The 18838-nt window shown below is 50.7% G+C and carries 20 protein-coding genes and 2 pseudogenes; 3 read left to right on the top strand and 19 right to left on the bottom strand.

Going from position 1 to position 18838, the window contains the following annotated elements; all coding sequences use genetic code 11:
* Positions 1-96 precede the first annotated feature (96 nt).
* Together ACUU1I_RS08055 and ACUU1I_RS08050 are read right to left on the bottom strand one after the other, a co-directional pair.
* Positions 97-2193, bottom strand: a complete 2097-nt coding sequence (locus tag ACUU1I_RS08055; RefSeq protein ID WP_001192433.1) for a Mu transposase C-terminal domain-containing protein — start codon at positions 2191-2193, stop codon at positions 97-99.
* A gap of 1 nt (position 2194) precedes the next feature.
* Positions 2195-2446, bottom strand: a complete 252-nt coding sequence (locus ACUU1I_RS08050; protein ID WP_001249841.1) for a helix-turn-helix domain-containing protein — start codon at positions 2444-2446, stop codon at positions 2195-2197.
* Between the two features lie 152 nt (positions 2447-2598).
* Here ACUU1I_RS08050 and ACUU1I_RS08045 point away from each other — a divergent pair, with 152 nt between their 5' ends.
* A complete protein-coding gene (locus ACUU1I_RS08045; RefSeq protein WP_001224023.1) occupies positions 2599-3162 on the top strand; it encodes a hypothetical protein in 564 nt (187 codons plus the stop codon).
* A gap of 275 nt (positions 3163-3437) precedes the next feature.
* On the opposite strand, the pseudogene ACUU1I_RS08040 reads toward ACUU1I_RS08045, so the two are convergent.
* Together ACUU1I_RS08040 and ACUU1I_RS08035 are read right to left on the bottom strand one after the other, a co-directional pair.
* Positions 3438-3860, bottom strand: a pseudogene (locus ACUU1I_RS08040) (phenolic acid decarboxylase); the annotation flags it as partial.
* Positions 3860-4453: a non-oxidative hydroxyarylic acid decarboxylases subunit B gene (locus ACUU1I_RS08035; protein WP_000767712.1), complete on the bottom strand. Its 594-nt coding sequence runs from the start codon at positions 4451-4453 to the stop codon at positions 3860-3862. The gene ACUU1I_RS08035 and the pseudogene ACUU1I_RS08040, both read right to left, overlap by 1 nt.
* Before the next feature lie 146 nt (positions 4454-4599).
* Between ACUU1I_RS08035 and ACUU1I_RS08030 the strand changes: the two genes are divergently transcribed.
* Positions 4600-5007, top strand: a complete 408-nt coding sequence (locus ACUU1I_RS08030) for a MarR family winged helix-turn-helix transcriptional regulator (RefSeq protein ID WP_001208075.1) — start codon at positions 4600-4602, stop codon at positions 5005-5007.
* Positions 5008-5126: 119 nt separating this feature from the next.
* Here ACUU1I_RS08030 and rpoS read toward each other — a convergent pair whose 3' ends face one another.
* From rpoS to cysD, 12 genes are all read right to left on the bottom strand, one after another.
* Complete coding sequence (gene rpoS, locus ACUU1I_RS08025) at positions 5127-6119, bottom strand: RNA polymerase sigma factor RpoS (RefSeq protein WP_000081550.1); 993 nt, start codon at positions 6117-6119, stop codon at positions 5127-5129.
* Positions 6120-6181: 62 nt separating this feature from the next.
* The gene (gene nlpD, locus ACUU1I_RS08020; RefSeq protein WP_306173086.1) at positions 6182-7276 is read right to left on the bottom strand and encodes a murein hydrolase activator NlpD; all 1095 of its coding nucleotides are present in this window, start codon (positions 7274-7276) and stop codon (positions 6182-6184) included.
* Positions 7277-7460: 184 nt separating this feature from the next.
* Positions 7461-8087, bottom strand: a complete 627-nt coding sequence (pcm, locus tag ACUU1I_RS08015) for a protein-L-isoaspartate O-methyltransferase (RefSeq protein WP_000254708.1) — start codon at positions 8085-8087, stop codon at positions 7461-7463.
* Positions 8081-8842, bottom strand: coding sequence for a 5'/3'-nucleotidase SurE (gene surE, locus ACUU1I_RS08010; protein WP_024260645.1), 762 nt, complete (start codon positions 8840-8842; stop codon positions 8081-8083). The genes pcm and surE overlap by 7 nt, the downstream gene beginning before the upstream one ends.
* Positions 8823-9872: a tRNA pseudouridine(13) synthase TruD gene (truD, locus tag ACUU1I_RS08005; RefSeq protein WP_000568960.1), complete on the bottom strand. Its 1050-nt coding sequence runs from the start codon at positions 9870-9872 to the stop codon at positions 8823-8825. The genes surE and truD overlap by 20 nt, the downstream gene beginning before the upstream one ends.
* Positions 9869-10348 (bottom strand): 2-C-methyl-D-erythritol 2,4-cyclodiphosphate synthase, encoded by a 480-nt coding sequence (gene ispF / locus ACUU1I_RS08000; RefSeq protein WP_001219242.1) that lies wholly within the window; start codon positions 10346-10348, stop codon positions 9869-9871. The genes truD and ispF overlap by 4 nt, the downstream gene beginning before the upstream one ends.
* Positions 10348-11058, bottom strand: a complete 711-nt coding sequence (gene ispD / locus ACUU1I_RS07995; RefSeq protein WP_000246155.1) for a 2-C-methyl-D-erythritol 4-phosphate cytidylyltransferase — start codon at positions 11056-11058, stop codon at positions 10348-10350. Before ispD ends, ispF begins: the two co-directional genes overlap by 1 nt.
* A gap of 18 nt (positions 11059-11076) precedes the next feature.
* Positions 11077-11388 carry a cell division protein FtsB gene (ftsB, locus tag ACUU1I_RS07990; RefSeq protein WP_000517472.1) on the bottom strand — a complete coding sequence of 104 codons (312 nt, stop codon included), beginning with the start codon at positions 11386-11388 and terminating at the stop codon, positions 11077-11079.
* Between the two features lie 193 nt (positions 11389-11581).
* Positions 11582-11905: a DUF3561 family protein gene (locus ACUU1I_RS07985; RefSeq protein WP_001246104.1), complete on the bottom strand. Its 324-nt coding sequence runs from the start codon at positions 11903-11905 to the stop codon at positions 11582-11584.
* A 49-nt stretch (positions 11906-11954) separates the two neighbouring features.
* Positions 11955-12560 carry an adenylyl-sulfate kinase gene (gene cysC, locus ACUU1I_RS07980; protein WP_001173670.1) on the bottom strand — a complete coding sequence of 202 codons (606 nt, stop codon included), beginning with the start codon at positions 12558-12560 and terminating at the stop codon, positions 11955-11957.
* Positions 12560-13987, bottom strand: a complete 1428-nt coding sequence (cysN, locus tag ACUU1I_RS07975) for a sulfate adenylyltransferase subunit CysN (RefSeq protein WP_001098971.1) — start codon at positions 13985-13987, stop codon at positions 12560-12562. The genes cysC and cysN overlap by 1 nt, the downstream gene beginning before the upstream one ends.
* Before the next feature lies 1 nt (position 13988).
* Positions 13989-14897, bottom strand: coding sequence for a sulfate adenylyltransferase subunit CysD (gene cysD, locus ACUU1I_RS07970; protein WP_000372392.1), 909 nt, complete (start codon positions 14895-14897; stop codon positions 13989-13991).
* Between the two features lie 251 nt (positions 14898-15148).
* On the opposite strand from cysD, the gene iap reads away from it, so the two are divergent.
* The gene (gene iap, locus ACUU1I_RS07965; protein ID WP_000490398.1) at positions 15149-16186 is read left to right on the top strand and encodes an alkaline phosphatase isozyme conversion aminopeptidase; all 1038 of its coding nucleotides are present in this window, start codon (positions 15149-15151) and stop codon (positions 16184-16186) included.
* A gap of 133 nt (positions 16187-16319) precedes the next feature.
* On the opposite strand, the pseudogene ACUU1I_RS07960 reads toward iap, so the two are convergent.
* The 3 genes and pseudogenes from ACUU1I_RS07960 to cysH form a co-directional block, all read right to left on the bottom strand.
* Positions 16320-17423, bottom strand: a pseudogene (locus ACUU1I_RS07960) (CRISPR-associated endonuclease Cas3''); the annotation flags it as partial.
* A gap of 193 nt (positions 17424-17616) precedes the next feature.
* Positions 17617-17769: a Hok/Gef family protein gene (locus ACUU1I_RS07955; protein ID WP_000956458.1), complete on the bottom strand. Its 153-nt coding sequence runs from the start codon at positions 17767-17769 to the stop codon at positions 17617-17619.
* 263 nt (positions 17770-18032) lie between these two features.
* Positions 18033-18767, bottom strand: coding sequence for a phosphoadenosine phosphosulfate reductase (gene cysH, locus ACUU1I_RS07950; RefSeq protein ID WP_000039844.1), 735 nt, complete (start codon positions 18765-18767; stop codon positions 18033-18035).
* Positions 18768-18838: the final 71 nt, after the last annotated feature.

Raw genomic sequence — 18838 nt, 5'->3', positions numbered from 1 at the left:
AACATCATCAATATCAGTCATAGTATTTCCTCGGTTATTTCAAATCAGCTTTGTTTCCTTTATTTAACAGTCCGTTCCCGCGGACTGTTTTTTTATTCAGGCCAGCGGATCATCTTCTTCCTGCATGGCAAAAAGTTTTTGCATCCCCAGCCGGAAATCGCGTTCAAATTCTTCGTCATGCTCTTCTTCATATTCCGGTTGCTGAACTGCCACCACATTACCAACCGGGCGATAAACATTACTCAGCCAGGGTTCAGCCTGTTTGTGTTCCAGAATCTGAATACCTTCATCTTCAGCATCACGAATTTTTTCCTCAGCGCGTTTGCGCATTCCTTTAATACGCTGCTGTTGTTTGTGATATTCAGCACTGACAGCAAAGGCTGCGCGTTTATTGCCGTTCCATATCGCCTCACAGATAAAGCTGCCGTCCTTGCGACGTACCGTAATTCGCTCGGCGTCATGAATGTCATAACTGATAAGCACTTTGCGACCGTGTTCGTCACGCAACTCCGGCGCGTAGTAAATATTGTTCAGCCACTGAATTTCGCAGCGTCTTACCGGTCGTTCCACCATTGGGCGGAACATGTCGCGCAGCTCAAGATCACTCAGCCACTCAATTTCGGTGTCTTCTTCTGCCAGGCGTTTTTTTCTGAACTCTGTCGGGCTGTAATGCCGTCCGTTCGGTTTCATCGGCAGCTCAGAATGCGGGCGGTTGTTGTACCATTCCACGCCTTCACGAATAGCCTCAATAAGCTCCGCCCACGATGGCAGCTCGCGCATTGCCGCTTTCTGGCGGTCGTTCAGAGGCTTGTCCTGTTGCAGGGCGTTAAACGCTGAACGCAGATCACGGTTAAGTACACGCAACGATTCCCGGTCAGCACCCTTGCCAAAATAGGTGCGATACCTCCTGGCTATACGCATCGGCAGTGTCCGGTTCAGGCGTTCAATAATGCCGCGTCCCTGTGGATTACCGGCAATACCGGTAGGGTGTTTAATCCCCAGGCGTGGCAGAATACCCACGACCTCTTTGTCCAGCATGTCAGCCGTTTCACCGGAACCGTTATCCGAGTAATACAGGAACGGTTTTCCGTGGTTGCGAATGCCGTGCTGTATCGCACCGGCAACGGCGAACACGTTTTCGGCAAGGTCAAGACTCCAGCCAACAACAAACCGTGTTCCACCATCGATCACAAACGTGACTTCCGGTGAGAATGGACGCCCGTGGATCGGATGCGCACATTTCAGCTTCATACCGTGACCGTCACCAATCCAGACATAATTCACCGGCATAGCTGTCCAGTCGCGGCGGGTGAATCCTTCAAGCTGACGGTATTCACTGCCGGTAACGCGCCCTTTTTGTTTCACCACTTCCGGCAGTTTTTTCATGGCATACCGGACAACATCATAGGAAGGCATCACCTCCAGCATGTACGGTTCGTCCGCATGGCGACGCTGCCATTCTGCGACAAAATCCTCGTAGGCTTCTGACATGGGTCTGCCGTTCACCTGGCGATACTGCGCCAGAAATTCAGGCAGCCAGCTGATTTCTTCCGGTTTTATTTCGTCGCGTTTTCCCGGTGCCAGTAACAGCAGCCGTTCGGCGGCGTTCTGCGACTGGTTGTATTTCAGAACCCACTGGTAAAGTGGATCGCGGCTGATAGTACGATTAGCGCCACGTTTTGCATTGGCGTTAACTGCGGCCTGTTGCAGGCGCTCCGGCAGCTCACCTTTACGGGCTTTTTCAACAAGAAAGTTAATGGCTTTCAGTCGCCCGAGGTTACCGGCGCTTTCCAGCTTCAGCACTTCCACCACCAGCGCAGCTCTTGCTTCAGATACCCAGCGCTGGTTTTCGGTCAGCGCATTCAGGCGTTCTTCCATCAGTTGTGGAGAACCGCGATATGCTTCGATTGCCTGGACAGCGTCAGGATTGCGTGTTTTTCTGGTAACAGCTTTCACTTCAGAAACATTGTTCTCTGTAGCCACCAGCTGTTCCACATAGCGTTCACGCAGTGCCTTTCGTGTTATTTCAGGCAGACAATCAATGTGGTACTCAATGGCTTTTGTGCCTTCCCGACGGCGACTAACGTCACCAAGATCACGAGAAAAACGCTGTAACGCCTGTCGGATGCCTTTTGTGGTGGCTGGCATTCCTGGTACGCCGAGCAGGTCATTTACGGTAACGTACGACTGCATATCACGACGCCTTCCTGATAAATCCATCGTTACGATACCGGCTGGGCCAGATGATTTCTGGCGGTACACCTATAGCGTCAGAAATTACGCGTTCGTATTTTTTGTTTGGTGTGCGAACTACCGCTTTCAGTGAATCCTGAGCATAACCAGCATGGAGTGAAAGCTCCCGGAAGGAAGACCACCCGTTATCTTTGAGCGCCAGCTGAATCTTCAGCGAAGGCCAATCGCGGTCACTATCTTCTCTTTGTCTCATCTTTCCTTTAACCTACAAAATAACCCGCGCGGATATCCGTATGGATAAAGATTAAGATACCAAAGATTCCCTATAAAGGGTTCTTTGGTGCTTTTATGGTTTATTTTTTAATTTCATTATTTATCAATGAATTAGATAGAAAGGAACCAAGAATGAGAAAAGCACCCCAAGGTTCTTTTCCTGCCGATGGAAAAGAACCGATTATCGAAAGAATCTTTAGGTTAGTAGAACGATACCCTTCAAGAAATGCGGCTGCTCGGGCATGGGGGATCAATGAAGGCACTTTAAAAAATTATTACAACAGGCGGGATTACGCACCGATACCACGCCCGCATCAGTTAAAAAAGATAGCAGAAAGCGAAAATGTTACCTTGGAATGGCTCATGACGGGAGAGGGTGATGTTGAACTAAAAGATTCCAAAGAACCCAAAAAAGAGAATGCGGATAATGTTGATGCTCAAATTCTAATGTTCTTGTCATTTCTTAAACCACAAGAAAAACAACAAGTAGCTGATGTTCTTGGGAGAAAAGGAGCGGAGCAATTACTCATTCTTCTGGATGAGCACATCCAAGAGTTGCACGCTCTAGTTGGAGTTCGTAGAGCCATAGCGTTAAGCCTTGGTAATTTGCCAGACGAAAAGGTTAGAGAGATTTACGCGTTGTCCGAAGCTAAGGGCGATCACTTAAATCTACCTCAGAAAGCAGCCAGCGCATAACCCAGTGCAAGTGCCTAGCTGTGCTAAAATTACATTGGTTTTGGCGCTTGCACCCATCAGCGCTATAATAAACACCTGAATCGTTTTTGAACGGTCTTTAAAGGCTATTGTAAGAACCTGTGAGTTATCTTAAATGTTTTATTGATATCGAACCGTTTAACATTTTTGGACTCGCTTTATCTTGAAAACCTTGAGTTCCTAACTTGTTGATTCCAATCTATTCCCGTCTTTTTTAATCTCTTCCCGGTTATCTTGAATAAATTACCTAGTCATACGAGATAGAAACCGCCATCGCCATCATTCAGGCGAAACAGCGGCAGAATATCGAACAGGTTGATCTCTTCGCCATCGACGGTGTTCTGCGCCCAGGCTGGATTGGCGCGGCGCTCCGGGGCAATCGGGAAGTTATCCCAGCGGCGGATAAACTCATCAATCTGCTTTTTGACCGGGGTGTTTGGTGGCAGGCCAAGGGAAATCGCGTGGTTCTGCCAGGAACCGATGGTATTCATCGCCACGCGGGCATCGGTAAAGCCGCGAATATTATCAAACCACAGCGCGGGCGCGCCGTCGCCGATACGCCCGGTGGCGTTAGCTGCTGCTGCCAGATCCGGCTCAGCGTTCACTTCTTCGCTGATTTTCAGTAACTGGCCGTGGTCATCAAGCGCCTGTAAAAAGCTGCGTAAATCATCAAATGCCATTATTCATTCTCCTGAGAAAAATTCCGGGCCTGCGGCAATCCTTGCCAGCGCCTGGCGTGGGGATGTTCGAGGCCAAATTGATCCAGCACGCGGGCTACCACATGGTGGACAATGTCATCTACCGTTTCGGGATGGTTATAAAAGGCAGGCATCGGCGGCACCATCGCCACGCCCATGCGTGAAAGTGCGAGCATATTTTCGAGATGGATGGTGCTAAGCGGCATTTCACGCGGCACCAGCACCAGTTTGCGGCCTTCTTTGAGCACGACGTCCGCCGCGCGCCCTACCAGGCCATCGGCGTAACCAGCGCGGATACCGGCGAGCGTTTTCATACTGCACGGAATAACGATCATGCCGTCAGTACGAAAAGAACCGGATGAGATGATCGCCGCCTGATCCGCCGGGTTATGGCTGAAGTCTGCGAGGGCAGCAACATCGCGAGCGCTGTAAGGCGTTTCTAGTTCAATGATGGTTTTCGCCCACTTCGACATCACCAGATGAGTCTCGACATTCGGCATCTCACGCAGCGCTTGCAGTAATGCCACACCAAGAGGCGCACCGGTAGCCCCTGTCATCCCGACGATCAGTTTCATTGCTTATTCTCTTAATTGTTCGTATACGAACATTATTATTAACATACTCCTTCATTTCCACAGCGGCAAGGATTGAAAAGTAACAACATCTTCTTCGTCACTAAAAAACCGCTATGATAGCGACAGAGAATTAGCCCGGAGTTTACATGGCGTTACGAAATAAAGCGTTTCATCAGTTACGACAGCTTTTTCAGCAGCACACGGCTCGCTGGCAGCACGAGTTACCTGACCTGACCAAACCACAGTACGCGGTGATGCGCGCCATTGCTGATAAACCTGGTATTGAACAGGTGGCACTGATAGAAGCAGCAGTCAGCACCAAAGCAACGCTAGCAGAAATGTTGGCAAGAATGGAAAATCGTGGCTTAGTCAGACGTGAACATGACGTCGCTGACAAGCGGCGACGCTTTGTCTGGCTGACTGCCGAAGGAGAAAAGCTACTTGCTGCGGCGATACCTATTGGTGACAGCGTGGATGAGGAATTTTTGGGGCGTTTGAGTGGAGAAGAGCAGGAGCTGTTTATGCAGTTGGTGCGCAAGATGATGAGCACATAGAATGCTGATTGCCGGGTAGGACGCTGACGTGTCTTATCCAGGCGACAAAAACACAAGCTTCCCAAACAAAAGAAAAAGGCCAGCCTCGCTTGAGACTGGCCTTTCTGACAGATGCTTACTTACTCGCGGAACAGCGCTTCGATATTCAGCCCCTGCGTTTGCAGGATTTCGCGCAAACGGCGCAGGCCTTCAACCTGAATCTGGCGAACACGTTCACGGGTGAGGCCAATTTCACGACCTACATCTTCCAGTGTTGCCGCTTCGTACCCCAGCAAACCGAATCGACGTGCCAGTACTTCACGCTGTTTGGCGTTCAGCTCGAACAGCCATTTGACGATGCTCTGCTTCATATCGTCATCTTGCGTGGTATCTTCCGGACCGTTCTCTTTTTCATCGGCCAGGATGTCCAGCAACGCTTTTTCGGAATCACCACCCAGCGGGGTGTCTACCGAGGTAATGCGCTCGTTAAGACGAAGCATACGGCTGACGTCATCAACTGGCTTATCCAGTTGCTCTGCGATCTCTTCCGCACTTGGTTCATGGTCCAGCTTATGGGACAACTCACGTGCGGTTCGCAGGTAAACGTTCAGCTCCTTTACGATGTGAATCGGCAAACGAATAGTACGGGTTTGGTTCATAATCGCCCGTTCAATCGTCTGGCGAATCCACCAGGTTGCGTATGTTGAGAAGCGGAAACCACGTTCCGGGTCAAACTTCTCTACCGCGCGGATCAGCCCCAAGTTGCCCTCTTCGATAAGGTCCAGCAACGCCAGACCACGATTGCCATAACGGCGGGCAATTTTTACCACCAGACGCAAGTTACTCTCGATCATCCGGCGGCGAGAGGCGACATCTCCACGCAGTGCGCGACGCGCAAAATAAACTTCTTCTTCGGCCGTTAACAGTGGTGAATAACCAATCTCACCAAGGTAAAGCTGAGTCGCGTCCAACACACGCTGTGTGGCTCCCTGCGATAACAGTTCCTCTTCGGCCAAATCGTTATCACTGGGTTCCTCTTCTACTAAGGCCTTTTCGTCAAAAACCTCAACTCCGTTCTCATCAAATTCCGCATCTTCATTTAAATCATGAACTTTCAGCGTATTCTGACTCATAAGGTGGCTCCTACCCGTGATCCCTTGACGGAACATTCAAGCAAAAGCCTGGTTCCGCCGATTTATCGCTGCGGCAAATAACGCAGCGGGTTTACGGATTTCCCCTTGTAACGAATTTCAAAATGCAAGCGTGTTGAACTGGTTCCGGTGCTACCCATGGTTGCTATTTTTTGCCCCGCCTTCACTTCTTGTTGTTCCCGGACCAGCATTGTGTCGTTATGGGCGTAGGCACTCAGGTAATCATCATTATGTTTGATGATAATCAGATTACCGTAGCCGCGCAGCGCGTTACCAGCATAAACAACGCGGCCATCTGCGGTCGCGATAATTGCCTGTCCTTTGCTGCCTGCGATATCAATCCCCTTGTTGCCCCCCTCAGAAGCGCCAAAGGTTTCGATCACTTTGCCCTCAGTCGGCCAGCGCCAGGTGGAGATAGGCGTACTGGTTGATGTACTGCTGACAGTCGGCTCGGTTGTGCTTGCTGTTGGTACCGTTACAGGCGCTGTGACCGTGGTCGCAGTTGGCTTGTTGTTCGGCAACATTTTGTTAGCACTCTGTTCACCCGAAGACTCAGAATACGTAATTGTCGGTTGCGACGCAACAGCAACGGTGGAATTTTGTGCAGGCTTGATCACAACTCCTTGCTCTGCTGCGTCGGCCTGGGTAATAGCATTTCCGCCAGTGATTGGCGTACCGGAAGCATTACCCACCTGCAAGGTCTGACCAACGTTCAGCGCGTATGGTGCCTGAATATTGTTGCGCTGAGCAAGGTCACGGAAATCGTTGCCAGTAATCCAGGCGATATAGAAAAGTGTGTCGCCTTTTTTCACGGTATAGGTACTGCCGCTATAACTGCCTTTCGGAATGTTCCCATACTGACGGTTATAGACGATGCGTCCGTTTTCCATCTGTACCGGCTGCTGAGCTACTGGCTGCACTGGCTGGATTTGCGGTTGTTGAGTAGCCTGAATTTGTGGCTGCTGTACCGGCTGAATTTGCGGTTGCTGCGCTGTAGACGTCGTCCCTATTTTCGGCGGCGGCGTAATCAACATACCAGAATTAGTATTTGCAGGCGCATTGCCATTAACGGAGCTGACCGGTGCCGGTGGATTTGAAGTGTCAGAACAGCCTGCCAGCCATAGCGAAACCAGTGACAAAGCCGCAATGCGGCGAACGGTGAATTTTGGGCTTCCCGCGCTCATTTATCCCCCAGGAAAAATTGGTTAATAACCAGTGACATAATTACCGTGCAAGGCACCCTACTGAACACTGGAAAAGATGTTCACGATACGCTGACCTACGGCAAAATAACCAGGAAAAATCCAGGTATTTCCTCACGTTTTAAGCCAGCTCACCCTTCACTAAAGGGACAAAGCGCACGGCCTCCACGGTATCGATAATAAATTCGCCTCCCCGACGACGCACCCGTTTCAAATACTGGTGCTCCTCCCCTACGGGTAAGACGAGAATCCCGCCTTCGTCCAGCTGCGTCATTAGCGCAGTTGGAATTTCCGGCGGTGCCGCCGTAACAATGATAGCGTCAAACGGCGCACGTGCCTGCCAACCTTGCCATCCATCACCATGACGGGTTGAAACATTATGTAAATCAAGATTTTTCAGGCGGCGACGTGCCTGCCACTGCAAGCCTTTAATCCGTTCAACCGAGCAAACATGCTGGACAAGATGCGCCAGGATTGCCGTTTGATATCCCGAACCAGTGCCAATTTCCAGCACCCGCGACTGCGGCGTCAGCTCGAGTAATTCGGTCATTCGCGCCACCATATACGGCTGCGAAATTGTCTGCCCCTGACCTATCGGCAAGGCGATATTGTCCCAGGCTTTTTGTTCAAACGCTTCATCAACGAATTTTTCACGCGGCACGGCGGCAAGTGCATTCAGCACCTGCTCATCCTGAATACCTTGCGCACGTAATTGATCCAGAAGTGCTTGTACGCGTCTGCTTACCATTGCGTGCCAACTCCCACGCTGTTTAACCAGTCTGAAACCACATCTTGCGCGCTATGCGCAGTTAAATCCACATGCAGCGGCGTGATGGAGACATAGCCCTCATCTACCGCAGCAAAATCGGTCCCCGGACCGGCATCACATTTACCGCCCGGCGGGCCAATCCAGTACAGCGTATTGCCGCGCGGATCTTGCTGCGGGATCACCTGATCTGCCGGATGTCGTGTACCGCAGCGCGTCACGCGAATACCTTTGATTTGATCCAAGGGTAAATCCGGAACGTTAATATTAAGAATACGTCCGGTGCGCAGCGGCTCTTTACACAGTGCGCGCAAAATTGAACAGGTTACCGCCGCGGCAGTGTCGTAATGTTTATGCCCGTCAAGCGAGACGGCCAGCGCCGGAAAACCTAAATGACGGCCTTCCATCGCGGCGGCTACCGTACCGGAATAAATAACATCATCCCCCAGATTCGGCCCGGCGTTAATTCCGGACACAACAATGTCCGGGCGCGGACGCATCAGAGCATTCACGCCAAGATAGACACAATCGGTCGGGGTTCCCATTTGCACAGCAATATCACCATTTTCAAAGGTAAACGTGCGCAGGGAGGATTCCAGTGTCAGAGAATTTGAAGCGCTGCTGCGGTTACGATCGGGGGCGACCACCTGAACGTCAGCAAACTCACGCAAGGCTTTCGCCAGCGTTTGTATACCGGGTGCATGTACCCCGTCATCATTACTCAGCAATATGCGCATAATCACCTGTTGTGTTGATAAGTTCCCTGACAACGCTGGTTGCAAAACTACCCGCCGGAAGCCAGAAACGGATCTCTACGGTGACGTCATCCCACCAGTTCCAGCTTAATTGTTGCGGATACAGCAGCATCGCTCTGCGCGCGGCTTCAACTTTTTCGCGCACCAGTAAAGCTTGTAATTCAGTTTCTGCGGCGACAGCTGCTTGTTCGAATGCCAGCGCTTCACGCTGAGTTCCCCATTCGCCACTGCCCGGCAATGCGGCGGTTATCATCAGCTCTTTATCGTTGACGCGACGCTGTAATTCCGCCAGTTCTTCGGTGGTTGCTACAAACCAGCTACCACGTCCGGCTAATTGTAGCGCATCGCCGTCAACAACTTGATTAACGTCTGCTTTTTTGAGGCGCTCAGCAACAATCTGATTAAACAACGCACTGCGGGCTGCCGACAACCAAAAACTCCGTTTATTGCGATCGCGCACCGGAGTATTGGTTTGCGCCCAGCGCAGCGCGCCCTGCAAGTTGCTACCGCCAATCCCAAAACGTTGGGCACCGAAGTAGTTCGGTACACCTTTTGCGCAAATATCGATCAGACGTTGTTCAACGTCATCGCGATTGCTCACTTCGCGCAGAACCAGGGTAAAGGCGTTACCTTTCAGCGCCCCTAAACGCAGCTTGCGCTTGTGCCGCGCATACTCCAGCACCTGGCAGCCTTCCAGTTGAAAGGCGCTCAGATCGGGCATTTCCTTGCCCGGCACGCGAGCACATAACCACTGTTCCGTTACAGCATGTTTGTCTTTTTGCCCAGCGAAGCTGACTTCACGGGAATGAATTTTCAGGAATTTCGCCAGTGCATCCGCCACAAAACGGGTATTGCAGCCGTTTTTGAGGATTCTAACCAGAATATGCTCACCTTCACCATCAGGCTCAAAGCCCAAATCTTCCACCACCACAAAGTCTTCCGGATTGGCTTTCAGCAGCCCGGTGCCTTGCGGTTTACCGTGGAGGTAAGTGAGATTATCAAACTCAATCATTTTGTTGCCTTAATGAGTAGCGCCACCGCTTCACAGGCAATCCCTTCCCCACGTCCGGTAAATCCAAGTTTTTCCGTAGTAGTGGCTTTCACGTTAACATCATCCATATGGCAGCCGAGATCTTCGGCAATAAACACGCGCATTTGTGGAATGTGCGGCAACATCTTCGGTGCCTGAGCGATGATAGTGACATCGACGTTGCCAAGGGTATAACCCTTCGCCTGAATACGACGCCAGGCTTCGCGTAGCAGCTCGCGGCTGTCGGCACCTTTAAATGCCGGATCGGTATCCGGGAACAGTTTGCCGATATCCCCCAGCGCCGCCGCGCCAAGCAATGCATCGGTCAACGCATGAAGCGCCACGTCGCCATCAGAATGCGCCAGCAATCCTTTTTCGTAAGGAATGCGTACGCCACCAATGATAATTGGGCCTTCACCGCCAAAGGCGTGTACGTCAAAACCGTGTCCAATTCGCATTATGTATTCTCCTGATGGATGGTTCGGGTGAGGTAAAACTCGGCCAGTGCCAAATCTTCCGGGCGCGTGACTTTAATGTTATCCGCGCGGCCTTCGACCAACTGCGGATGAAATCCGCAATATTCCAGCGCCGAGGCTTCGTCGGTAATGGTAGCACCTTCATTTAGAGCGCGCGTCAGACAGTCATGTAACAGCTCACGAGGGAAAAATTGCGGCGTCAGCGCGTGCCATAAGCCGTTGCGATCAACGGTATGAGCAATGGCATTTTTGCCCGGTTCGGCACGTTTCATAGTATCGCGCACTGGTGCGGCGAGGATCCCTCCCGTGCGGCTGGTTTCGCTCAACGCCAACAATCGCGCGAGGTCATCCTGATGCAAACAAGGACGAGCGGCGTCATGCACCAATACCCACTGCACATCGCCAGCGGCTTTCAGACCTGCCAGCACGGAATCGGCACGCTCATCACCGCCATCTACAACGGTGATTTGCGGATGATTCGCCAGAGGAAGTTGTGCAAAACGGCTATCGCCAGGACTTATGGCAATGACGACACGTGTCACCCGGGGATGCGCCAGCAGCGCATGCACCGAGTGTTCAAGAATGGTTTGATTACCGATTGAGAGATATTGCTTAGGACATTCCGTTTGCATTCGACGGCCAAATCCGGCCGCCGGAACCACGGCGCAAACATCCAAATGAGTGGTTGCCATGTTAATTCCCGGGCTGATTTATCGATTGTTTTGCCCCGCAGACTGTGCGCGCTTCGACGCGTCAGGCACCAGACGATAAAAAGTTTCGCCCGGCCTGGTCATGCTGAGTTCATTACGCGCACGCTCTTCGAGCGCCTCCTGGCCGCCATTGAGATCGTCAATTTCGGCAAAAAGTTGATCGTTTCGCGCTTTAAGTTTCGCGTTTGTAGCTTGCAGTGCCGCCACATCATCATTGACGCGGGTATAGTCATGTATACCGTTCTTACCGAACCACAGCGAATACTGTAGCCAGACCAGAATAGCCAGCAACAGCAGCGTTAGTTTACCCATCCTGCCCCCTGAAAAACTGCATCATCATCCCATGCATCCGAAGACGACTCTACATCCTCTGTTGGGGATACCGCGACAACGCGGGCAAATGTACCACATTTGTCCATTGTTACGTATACCCAGGGCGTGCAGAACATAATCTCATTATTAGTTACGGTTTGAATTATGAACAGAGGAGACAAGAAAGTACAAATTAGCCCAGTAGCCACATAAACAGTGCGCCAAACATAATGCCTACTGTCACCAGGGTGAAAACAATACTGTAGCGTAGCTTTCCGTCCATCAATGAATGCAGCGCAATCCCCACCACTACCGCGACAGGCATCAGTGCCAGAAAGAAAGGCCAGGTGTAGATAAAGAAGAACAGCGTGTTAGAGCCATAAATCAACATCGGCATCGCCAGCGCAAATAACCAGGAGATAAAACCGACCACGGCACCAGGCAGTGACCATGTAGTTTCTTCATCCTCAGTAAGGCTGTCGTTATTTGTTAGTGTAATGTTATGGCTATTACGCATATTTGATCCTGTTACTTTGACGAACCGGGCATTGAAACCCGGTGGTGTCTCAGGATCTGATAATATCGTTCTGTCTCAACAGATCTAATAATTGCTGTACCAAATTTGTTACTAATTGTTCACCATTGAGATGAATTTCTGCCGATTCAGGCTCTTCGTAAACGGAATCTATTCCCGTAAAGTTGCGCAGTTCACCGGCACGCGCTTTCTTATATAAGCCTTTTGGATCGCGGGCTTCGCAAATCGCCAGCGGCGTATCGACAAACACTTCAATAAAGCGCCCTTCTCCTACGCGTTCGCGAACCATCTGGCGTTCGGCGCGGTGTGGCGAGATAAATGCGGTCAGCACCACCAGTCCGGCTGCAACCATCAAATTCGCCACTTCACCGACGCGACGGATATTCTCTTTACGATCGGCATCGCTAAAACCGAGATCGCTGCATAATCCGTGGCGAACATTGTCGCCATCCAGCAGATACGTACTGACGCCGAGTTTATGTAACGCCTCCTCCAGCGCCCCGGCGACCGTTGATTTACCGGACCCGGAGAGGCCGGTAAACCACAGCACTACACCACGATGACCGTGGTGTAGTTCGCGTTGTTGCACAGTGACCGGATGACTATGCCAGACGACGTTTTCGTCATGCAGCGCCATTATTTATCCCCCAGCAAATCGCGCGCGCCCCAGTGCGGAAAGTGGCGACGAACCAGGGCATTCAATTCCAGTTCGAATGCACTGAATTCAGATGACGCAGCTGTTGCCTGGCTAACTGGCTCGTGCACCATACCGGCACCCACGGTCACATTGCTCAGGCGATCGATAAAAATCAGCCCACCGGTAACCGGATTTTGCTGATAGCGATCTAACACCAGTGGCTCGTCAAAAGTGAGATCCACCAGGCCGATGCCGTTCAGCGGCAGGTTTTCAACTTCGCGTTGGGTAAGGTTATTAATATCAACCTGATAACGAATGCCATCAACACGAGCACGCGTCTTCTTACCGGCAATTTTGATGTCATAACTCTGGCCCGGGGAAAGCGGCTGTTCCGCCATCCATACCACATCCACCGACGCACTCTGCACCGCCGGTAACGCTTCGTCTGCCGCCAGCAGCAGATCACCACGGCTGATATCGATCTCATCCGTCAGCACCAGGGTGATCGCTTCTCCGGCAAAGACTTCTTCGCGATCACCATCAAAAGTCACGATCCGCGCGACGTTTGATTCCACACCAGAGGGCAGCACTTTTACACGTTGCCCGACTTCCACGCGACCGGATGCCAGCATTCCGGCGTAGCCACGAAAATCGAGATTTGGGCGGTTAACGTACTGCACCGGGAAGCGCATTGGCTGGGCATCCACCACTCGCTGGATCTCCACGGTTTCCAGCACTTCGAGCAGTGTCAGACCGCTGTACCACGGCATACTTTCACTTTGCGAAGCCACGTTGTCACCTTCCAGTGCGGAGAGCGGCACAAAGCGGATATCCAGATTACCCGGCAGCTGCCCGGCAAAGGTCAGATAATCTTCACGAATACGGGTGAACGTCTCTTCACTGTAATCCACCAGATCCATTTTGTTGATCGCCACGACCAGATGTTTGATCCCCAACAGTGTGGAGATAAAACTGTGACGACGGGTTTGATCGAGCACGCCTTTACGGGCATCAATCAGTAAGATCGCCAGTTCACATGTCGATGCGCCAGTCGCCATATTGCGAGTGTACTGCTCGTGCCCTGGGGTGTCGGCGATAATAAATTTACGCTTCTCGGTAGAGAAATAGCGGTAGGCCACATCAATAGTGATGCCCTGTTCGCGCTCAGCTTGCAGGCCGTCCACCAGCAGAGCCAGATCCAGCTTTTCGCCCTGGGTGCCGTGACGCTTACTGTCGTTATGCAGCGATGAGAGCTGATCTTCGTAGATTTGGCGGGTATCGTGCAGCAGACGACCAATCAGGGTACTTTTGCCGTCATCGACGCTACCACAGGTCAGAAAACGCAGCAGGCTTTTATGTTGTTGCGCAATCATCCAGGCTTCGACGCCGCCTTCATTGGCGATTTGTTGTGCAAGTACGGTGTTCATCTTAAAAATACCCCTGACGTTTTTTCAGCTCCATGGATCCCGCCTGGTCGCGGTCAATCACGCGACCCTGACGTTCACTGGTGGTGGAAACCAGCATCTCTTCGATGATTTCCGGCAGTGTTTGTGCATTTGACTCCACCGCACCGGTCAGCGGCCAGCAGCCCAGCGTACGGAAACGCACCATCCGTTTTTTGATCACTTCGCCCGGTTGCAGGTCGATACGGTTGTCATCAATCATCATCAACATACCGTCGCGTTCCAGAACCGGACGTTCCGCAGCGAGATACAGCGGCACAATGTCGATATTTTCCAGCCAGATGTATTGCCAGATATCCTGCTCGGTCCAGTTAGAGAGCGGGAAGACGCGGATGCTTTCGCCTTTGTTAATTTGCCCGTTGTAGTTGTGCCACAGCTCCGGGCGCTGATTTTTCGGATCCCAGCGATGGAAGCGGTCACGGAAAGAGTAGATTCGCTCTTTAGCGCGGGATTTCTCTTCGTCACGGCGCGCACCACCGAAGGCGGCATCAAAACCGTATTTGTTCAGCGCCTGTTTCAGGCCTTCAGTTTTCATAATATCGGTATGTTTCGCGCTGCCGTGCACGAATGGATTAATCCCCATCGCCACGCCTTCCGGGTTTTTATGCACCAGCAGCTCGCAGCCGTAGGCTTTCGCCGTACGATCGCGGAACTCATACATCTCGCGGAATTTCCAGCCGGTATCGACATGCAGCAACGGGAAAGGCAGCGTACCTGGATAAAACGCCTTGCGCGCCAGATGCAGCATGACGCTGGAATCTTTACCGATAGAGTAGAGCATCACCGGATTTGAGAATTCTGCCGCCACCTCGCGAATAATGTGGATGCTTTCCGCCTCCAGTTGCCGCAGGTGAGTAAGTCGTTTTTGATCCATAACCGTTCCTTTGCAATACCGCTATTTTCTTGCCATCAGATGTTTCGACTATAGGGAGCGTAAGAGAACGAATGAAATTACCAATTAGAATGAGTAGTTCCTTAACGGAATAACGATTTGGCAAAGCTAATATCAAAAAGTGCTTAAGGCACCGGATTTCGGGCGTTTAGGAAGATTTGAAATTGTTTTAGCGCAGCGGCAGTTTCATACTATGGCGGTAAAAAAATTTGCATGGTATTTAAGGACTCACTATGTTTTCCGCATTGCGCCACCGTACCGCTGCCCTGGCGCTCGGCGTATGCTTTATTCTCCCCGTACACGCCTCGTCACCTAAACCTGGCGATTTTGCTAATACCCAGGCACGACATATTGCTACTTTCTTTCCGGGACGCATGACCGGAACTCCAGCAGAAATGTTATCTGCCGATTATATTCGCCAACAGTTTCAGCAAATGGGTTATCGCAGTGATATTCGGACATTTAATAGTCGGTATATTTATACCGCCCGCGATAATCGCAAGAACTGGCATAACGTGACAGGAAGTACGGTGATTGCCGCTCATGAAGGCAAAGCGCCGCAGCAGATCATCATTATGGCGCATCTGGATACTTACGCCCCGCTGAGCGATGCTGACGCAGATGCCAATCTCGGCGGACTGACGTTACAAGGAATAGATGATAACGCCGCAGGTTTAGGTGTCATGCTGGAACTGGCAGAACGCCTGAAAAATACGCCTACCGAGTATGGTATTCGATTTGTGGCGACCAGCGGCGAAGAGGAAGGAAAATTAGGCGCTGAGAATTTACTCAAGCGGATGAGTGACACCGAAAAGAAAAATACGCTGCTGGTGATTAATCTCGATAACTTAATTGTTGGCGATAAATTGTATTTCAACAGCGGTGTAAAAACCCCTGAAGCAGTAAGGAAATTAACGCGCGACAGGGCGCTGGCAATTGCACGCAGTCACGGAATAGCCGCAACGACCAATCCGGGTTTGAATAAAAATTATCCGAAAGGCACTGGGTGTTGTAATGACGCAGAAATATTCGACAAAGCGGGCATTGCTGTACTTTCGGTGGAAGCGACTAACTGGAATCTTGGAAATAAGGATGGTTATCAGCAACGCGCAAAAACACCTGCCTTCCCGGCGGGAAATAGCTGGCATGACGTAAGACTGGATAATCAACAACATATTGATAAGGCACTTCCAGGAAGAATAGAACGTCGCTGCCGTGACGTTATGCGGATAATGCTACCGTTGGTGAAGGAGCTGGCGAAGGCGTCTTGATGGGTTTGAAAATGGGAGCTGGGAGTTCTACCGCAGGGGCGGGGAATTCTAAGTGATACCCATCATCGCATCCAGTGCGTCCGGTTTACTTCCGGGAAAACCGCACCGTATTGCGCCGGTTTATCTCCGCTGGAGCGGGGAACACCTCTGGCGAATAGAAAGCAAGCCAGGTTTTGACCAGTCGATCGTACATGGCATTGGCCGTTGCCATTGTTGGCAGGCCAAAAAACAGCCCCTGAGCGTTACCCGCAGCCATCAACCTGTGCGCCAGGATAAGCGCCGCTTCTGTTTTACCTGCGCCGGTCACATCTTCCAGAATAAACAACTGTGGTCCTGGCTGATTGATATCCAGATCCAGCACCTTTTGCTGTAACGGTGTCGTATTCTCAATAAAAGGAAACAGCGTATTAATTCCGGTGAAAGGCGCGGTTTCTGCTTGTGGCGGAAAGACGGTTAATGCGTTTTGAGCCTGAACTAAAGCCTTTTGCCAGTAATCTTCAATATCTATTGCCTGTGCGACGCGTGGAAAAAATCGCGTTGACGACCCTGTCCAGTCTGCAAGTACGACGGTTGCAGAGATATACCAGGAAAGTTGTTTTATAAGTTCAACGCCCTCGTCATCATCCCAGAATGTGGGGATCTCTATTCGCGGAAACAGTGGCTTGATTTCAAGGAGAAAATCTCGTGCTGCAGCTTTGTCTTCAGGCAGAAAATTATCCAATTCATCCATACGATCAGGGGGCCGACCATGATGCCCTGTCGTCACGGGCATCCACATTTCTATCACTCGCCTAAGTTTGCGCGGAGAGAGCGAAGATGAAGGAAGTAACTCCTGACATTCACTTAAATAATGATTCCACAACCAGTAGCCCAGCGTTGAATGAGAGATTTTTTCGTAATTTTTTCTGGCACCTTCCTGAATCTTGAATTCAGGGGGCAGGTAAAGTTGTTGAAAAGAGCGGGCAAATTTTCCAATATCGTGCCAGCACAGCAACCAGGCGAAAAATTGAGCTGCCTGTTCCTTGTCAGAAATCCCTAATTGACGAAAATAATCAGCCAGCCCGAAGCAATTTCTTTTAACCATTAAATAGCCCATTGCGGCCACATCCAGCAAATGCCAGCAAAGAAGGTGATAGTCGTCGCTACCCTCTTTCTCGCCACGTCGGTTTTTTCCCCAGAAATCAAAGAAAGTCACAATATTTTTATCCTTCAGTAAACTTAAAGGATATTTACGCATATTTTAAAAACTATCTGTGATATATATCAGCCAATAAAACATTTACATTATGAATAAATTAATGATTTTCATTTGAAATTCATAATAATAAATAGAGACTATATATTCACATAAAAAATATAAATTTTAAAAAAGGGTGCAGGAGACCAAACCATCACAATTCAGTACGCGGGGTTTTACCCCCGCGTGGTGGCTACTTCTTCGATTCGTAAGCGAGAACTGCCTTAAACTCCATACCACGTTCTCTGATACTCAACTCACATAACGAGTCACCTACCATCAACGTGAATCCCAGTACTGTACAACACAGTACGATGATTGCCACAAGGGCATATTTTGTCAGCATGTCTTGCCTCCCTGCAAAGAAGAGACTAACATCCGAATTGCTACGTTCGAACGCGAGCCTCAGGTTGATAGAAATATCGCCTGGGGCTTTTGTCCATCTGGAACCTCGCGAATGCTTAACGCCAGACAGCCTCAAGCACCCAACGCCATTCTATACCTGTTAATTTTCCCTGCGATGTTCACCTTTAAATGCCGGAATGCTGCTCGCAAAATAAAAACGCCCCCATCATTTCTGACAGAGGCGTTTAATTTATCCGGCAATATTTACCCTTCGTGTAATCCACATTCCCTTTTTAAGCCAAAGAAACGCGTTTCTTCTTCCACCATGCCGGGTTCCCATTTACGGGTTGTATGGGTATCGCCCACCGATAAATATCCTTCGTCCCATAATGGGTGATATTTCAGGCCATGTTTTTGCAGGTACTGATAAATAGTTCGGTTATCCCAGTCGATAATCGGCAGCACTTTAAATACGCCACGCTGAATTGCCAGCACCGGTAAATTGGCACGGCTGCCGGATTGTTCACGCCGCAGGCCAGCAAACCACGTTTGCGCATTCAGTTCTTTCAGCGCCCGGTTCATCGGTTCGACTTTGTTGATGTCATTGTACTTTTCAATGCCTTCAACGCCCTGTTCCCACAGTTTGCCGTAGCGTGCTTCCTGCCAGGCGGCGCTTTCGGTAGCGCGGTACACTTTCAGGTTGAGCTTGAGTTTGTCCGTTAACTCGTCAATAAAGCGGTAGGTTTCCGGGAACAGATAGCCGGTGTCGGTGAGGATCACCGGAATATCCGGGTGAATCTGATTCACCAGATGCAGGCTCACCGCCGCCTGAATGCCAAAGCTGGAAGAAAGTACATATTCACCGGGCAGATTATCCAGCGCCCAGGCAACGCGGCCTTCAGCGTCCAGTTTTTCCAGTTCGGCGTTAGTTTCTGCCAGCGCCAGAATGCGATCTACCTTCGGCAGTTCGTTCAGGGCGTTTAGATCGAGTTTGGACATAGATTCCTCACTGTTTGCCTTGCCTGATGCGACGCTCACGCGTCTTATCAGGCCTACAAGACCGGGCTGAT

This window comes from Shigella sp. SIG3, from assembly GCF_053555855.1.
Note: the sequence above shows the minus strand (reverse complement) of the source record. Positions and strands in the feature narration are given on the sequence as shown.

Bases quoted from the DNA above. Each gene is read 5' to 3' on its own strand.
- ACUU1I_RS08055 (WP_001192433.1), bottom strand. From the start codon at position 2,193: ATGCAGTCGTACGTTACCGTAAATGACCTGCTCGGCGTACCAGGAATG.
- ACUU1I_RS08050 (WP_001249841.1), bottom strand. From the start codon at position 2,446: ATGAGACAAAGAGAAGATAGTGACCGCGATTGGCCTTCGCTGAAGATT.
- ACUU1I_RS08045 (WP_001224023.1), top strand. From the start codon at position 2,599: ATGAGAAAAGCACCCCAAGGTTCTTTTCCTGCCGATGGAAAAGAACCG.
- ACUU1I_RS08035 (WP_000767712.1), bottom strand. From the start codon at position 4,453: ATGAAACTGATCGTCGGGATGACAGGGGCTACCGGTGCGCCTCTTGGT.
- ACUU1I_RS08030 (WP_001208075.1), top strand. From the start codon at position 4,600: ATGGCGTTACGAAATAAAGCGTTTCATCAGTTACGACAGCTTTTTCAG.
- rpoS (WP_000081550.1), bottom strand. From the start codon at position 6,119: ATGAGTCAGAATACGCTGAAAGTTCATGATTTAAATGAAGATGCGGAA.
- pcm (WP_000254708.1), bottom strand. From the start codon at position 8,087: ATGGTAAGCAGACGCGTACAAGCACTTCTGGATCAATTACGTGCGCAA.
- surE (WP_024260645.1), bottom strand. From the start codon at position 8,842: ATGCGCATATTGCTGAGTAATGATGACGGGGTACATGCACCCGGTATA.
- truD (WP_000568960.1), bottom strand. From the start codon at position 9,872: ATGATTGAGTTTGATAATCTCACTTACCTCCACGGTAAACCGCAAGGC.
- ispF (WP_001219242.1), bottom strand. From the start codon at position 10,348: ATGCGAATTGGACACGGTTTTGACGTACACGCCTTTGGCGGTGAAGGC.
- ispD (WP_000246155.1), bottom strand. From the start codon at position 11,058: ATGGCAACCACTCATTTGGATGTTTGCGCCGTGGTTCCGGCGGCCGGA.
- ftsB (WP_000517472.1), bottom strand. From the start codon at position 11,388: ATGGGTAAACTAACGCTGCTGTTGCTGGCTATTCTGGTCTGGCTACAG.
- ACUU1I_RS07985 (WP_001246104.1), bottom strand. From the start codon at position 11,905: ATGCGTAATAGCCATAACATTACACTAACAAATAACGACAGCCTTACT.
- cysC (WP_001173670.1), bottom strand. From the start codon at position 12,560: ATGGCGCTGCATGACGAAAACGTCGTCTGGCATAGTCATCCGGTCACT.
- cysN (WP_001098971.1), bottom strand. From the start codon at position 13,987: ATGAACACCGTACTTGCACAACAAATCGCCAATGAAGGCGGCGTCGAA.
- cysD (WP_000372392.1), bottom strand. From the start codon at position 14,897: ATGGATCAAAAACGACTTACTCACCTGCGGCAACTGGAGGCGGAAAGC.
- iap (WP_000490398.1), top strand. From the start codon at position 15,149: ATGTTTTCCGCATTGCGCCACCGTACCGCTGCCCTGGCGCTCGGCGTA.
- ACUU1I_RS07955 (WP_000956458.1), bottom strand. From the start codon at position 17,769: ATGCTGACAAAATATGCCCTTGTGGCAATCATCGTACTGTGTTGTACA.
- cysH (WP_000039844.1), bottom strand. From the start codon at position 18,767: ATGTCCAAACTCGATCTAAACGCCCTGAACGAACTGCCGAAGGTAGAT.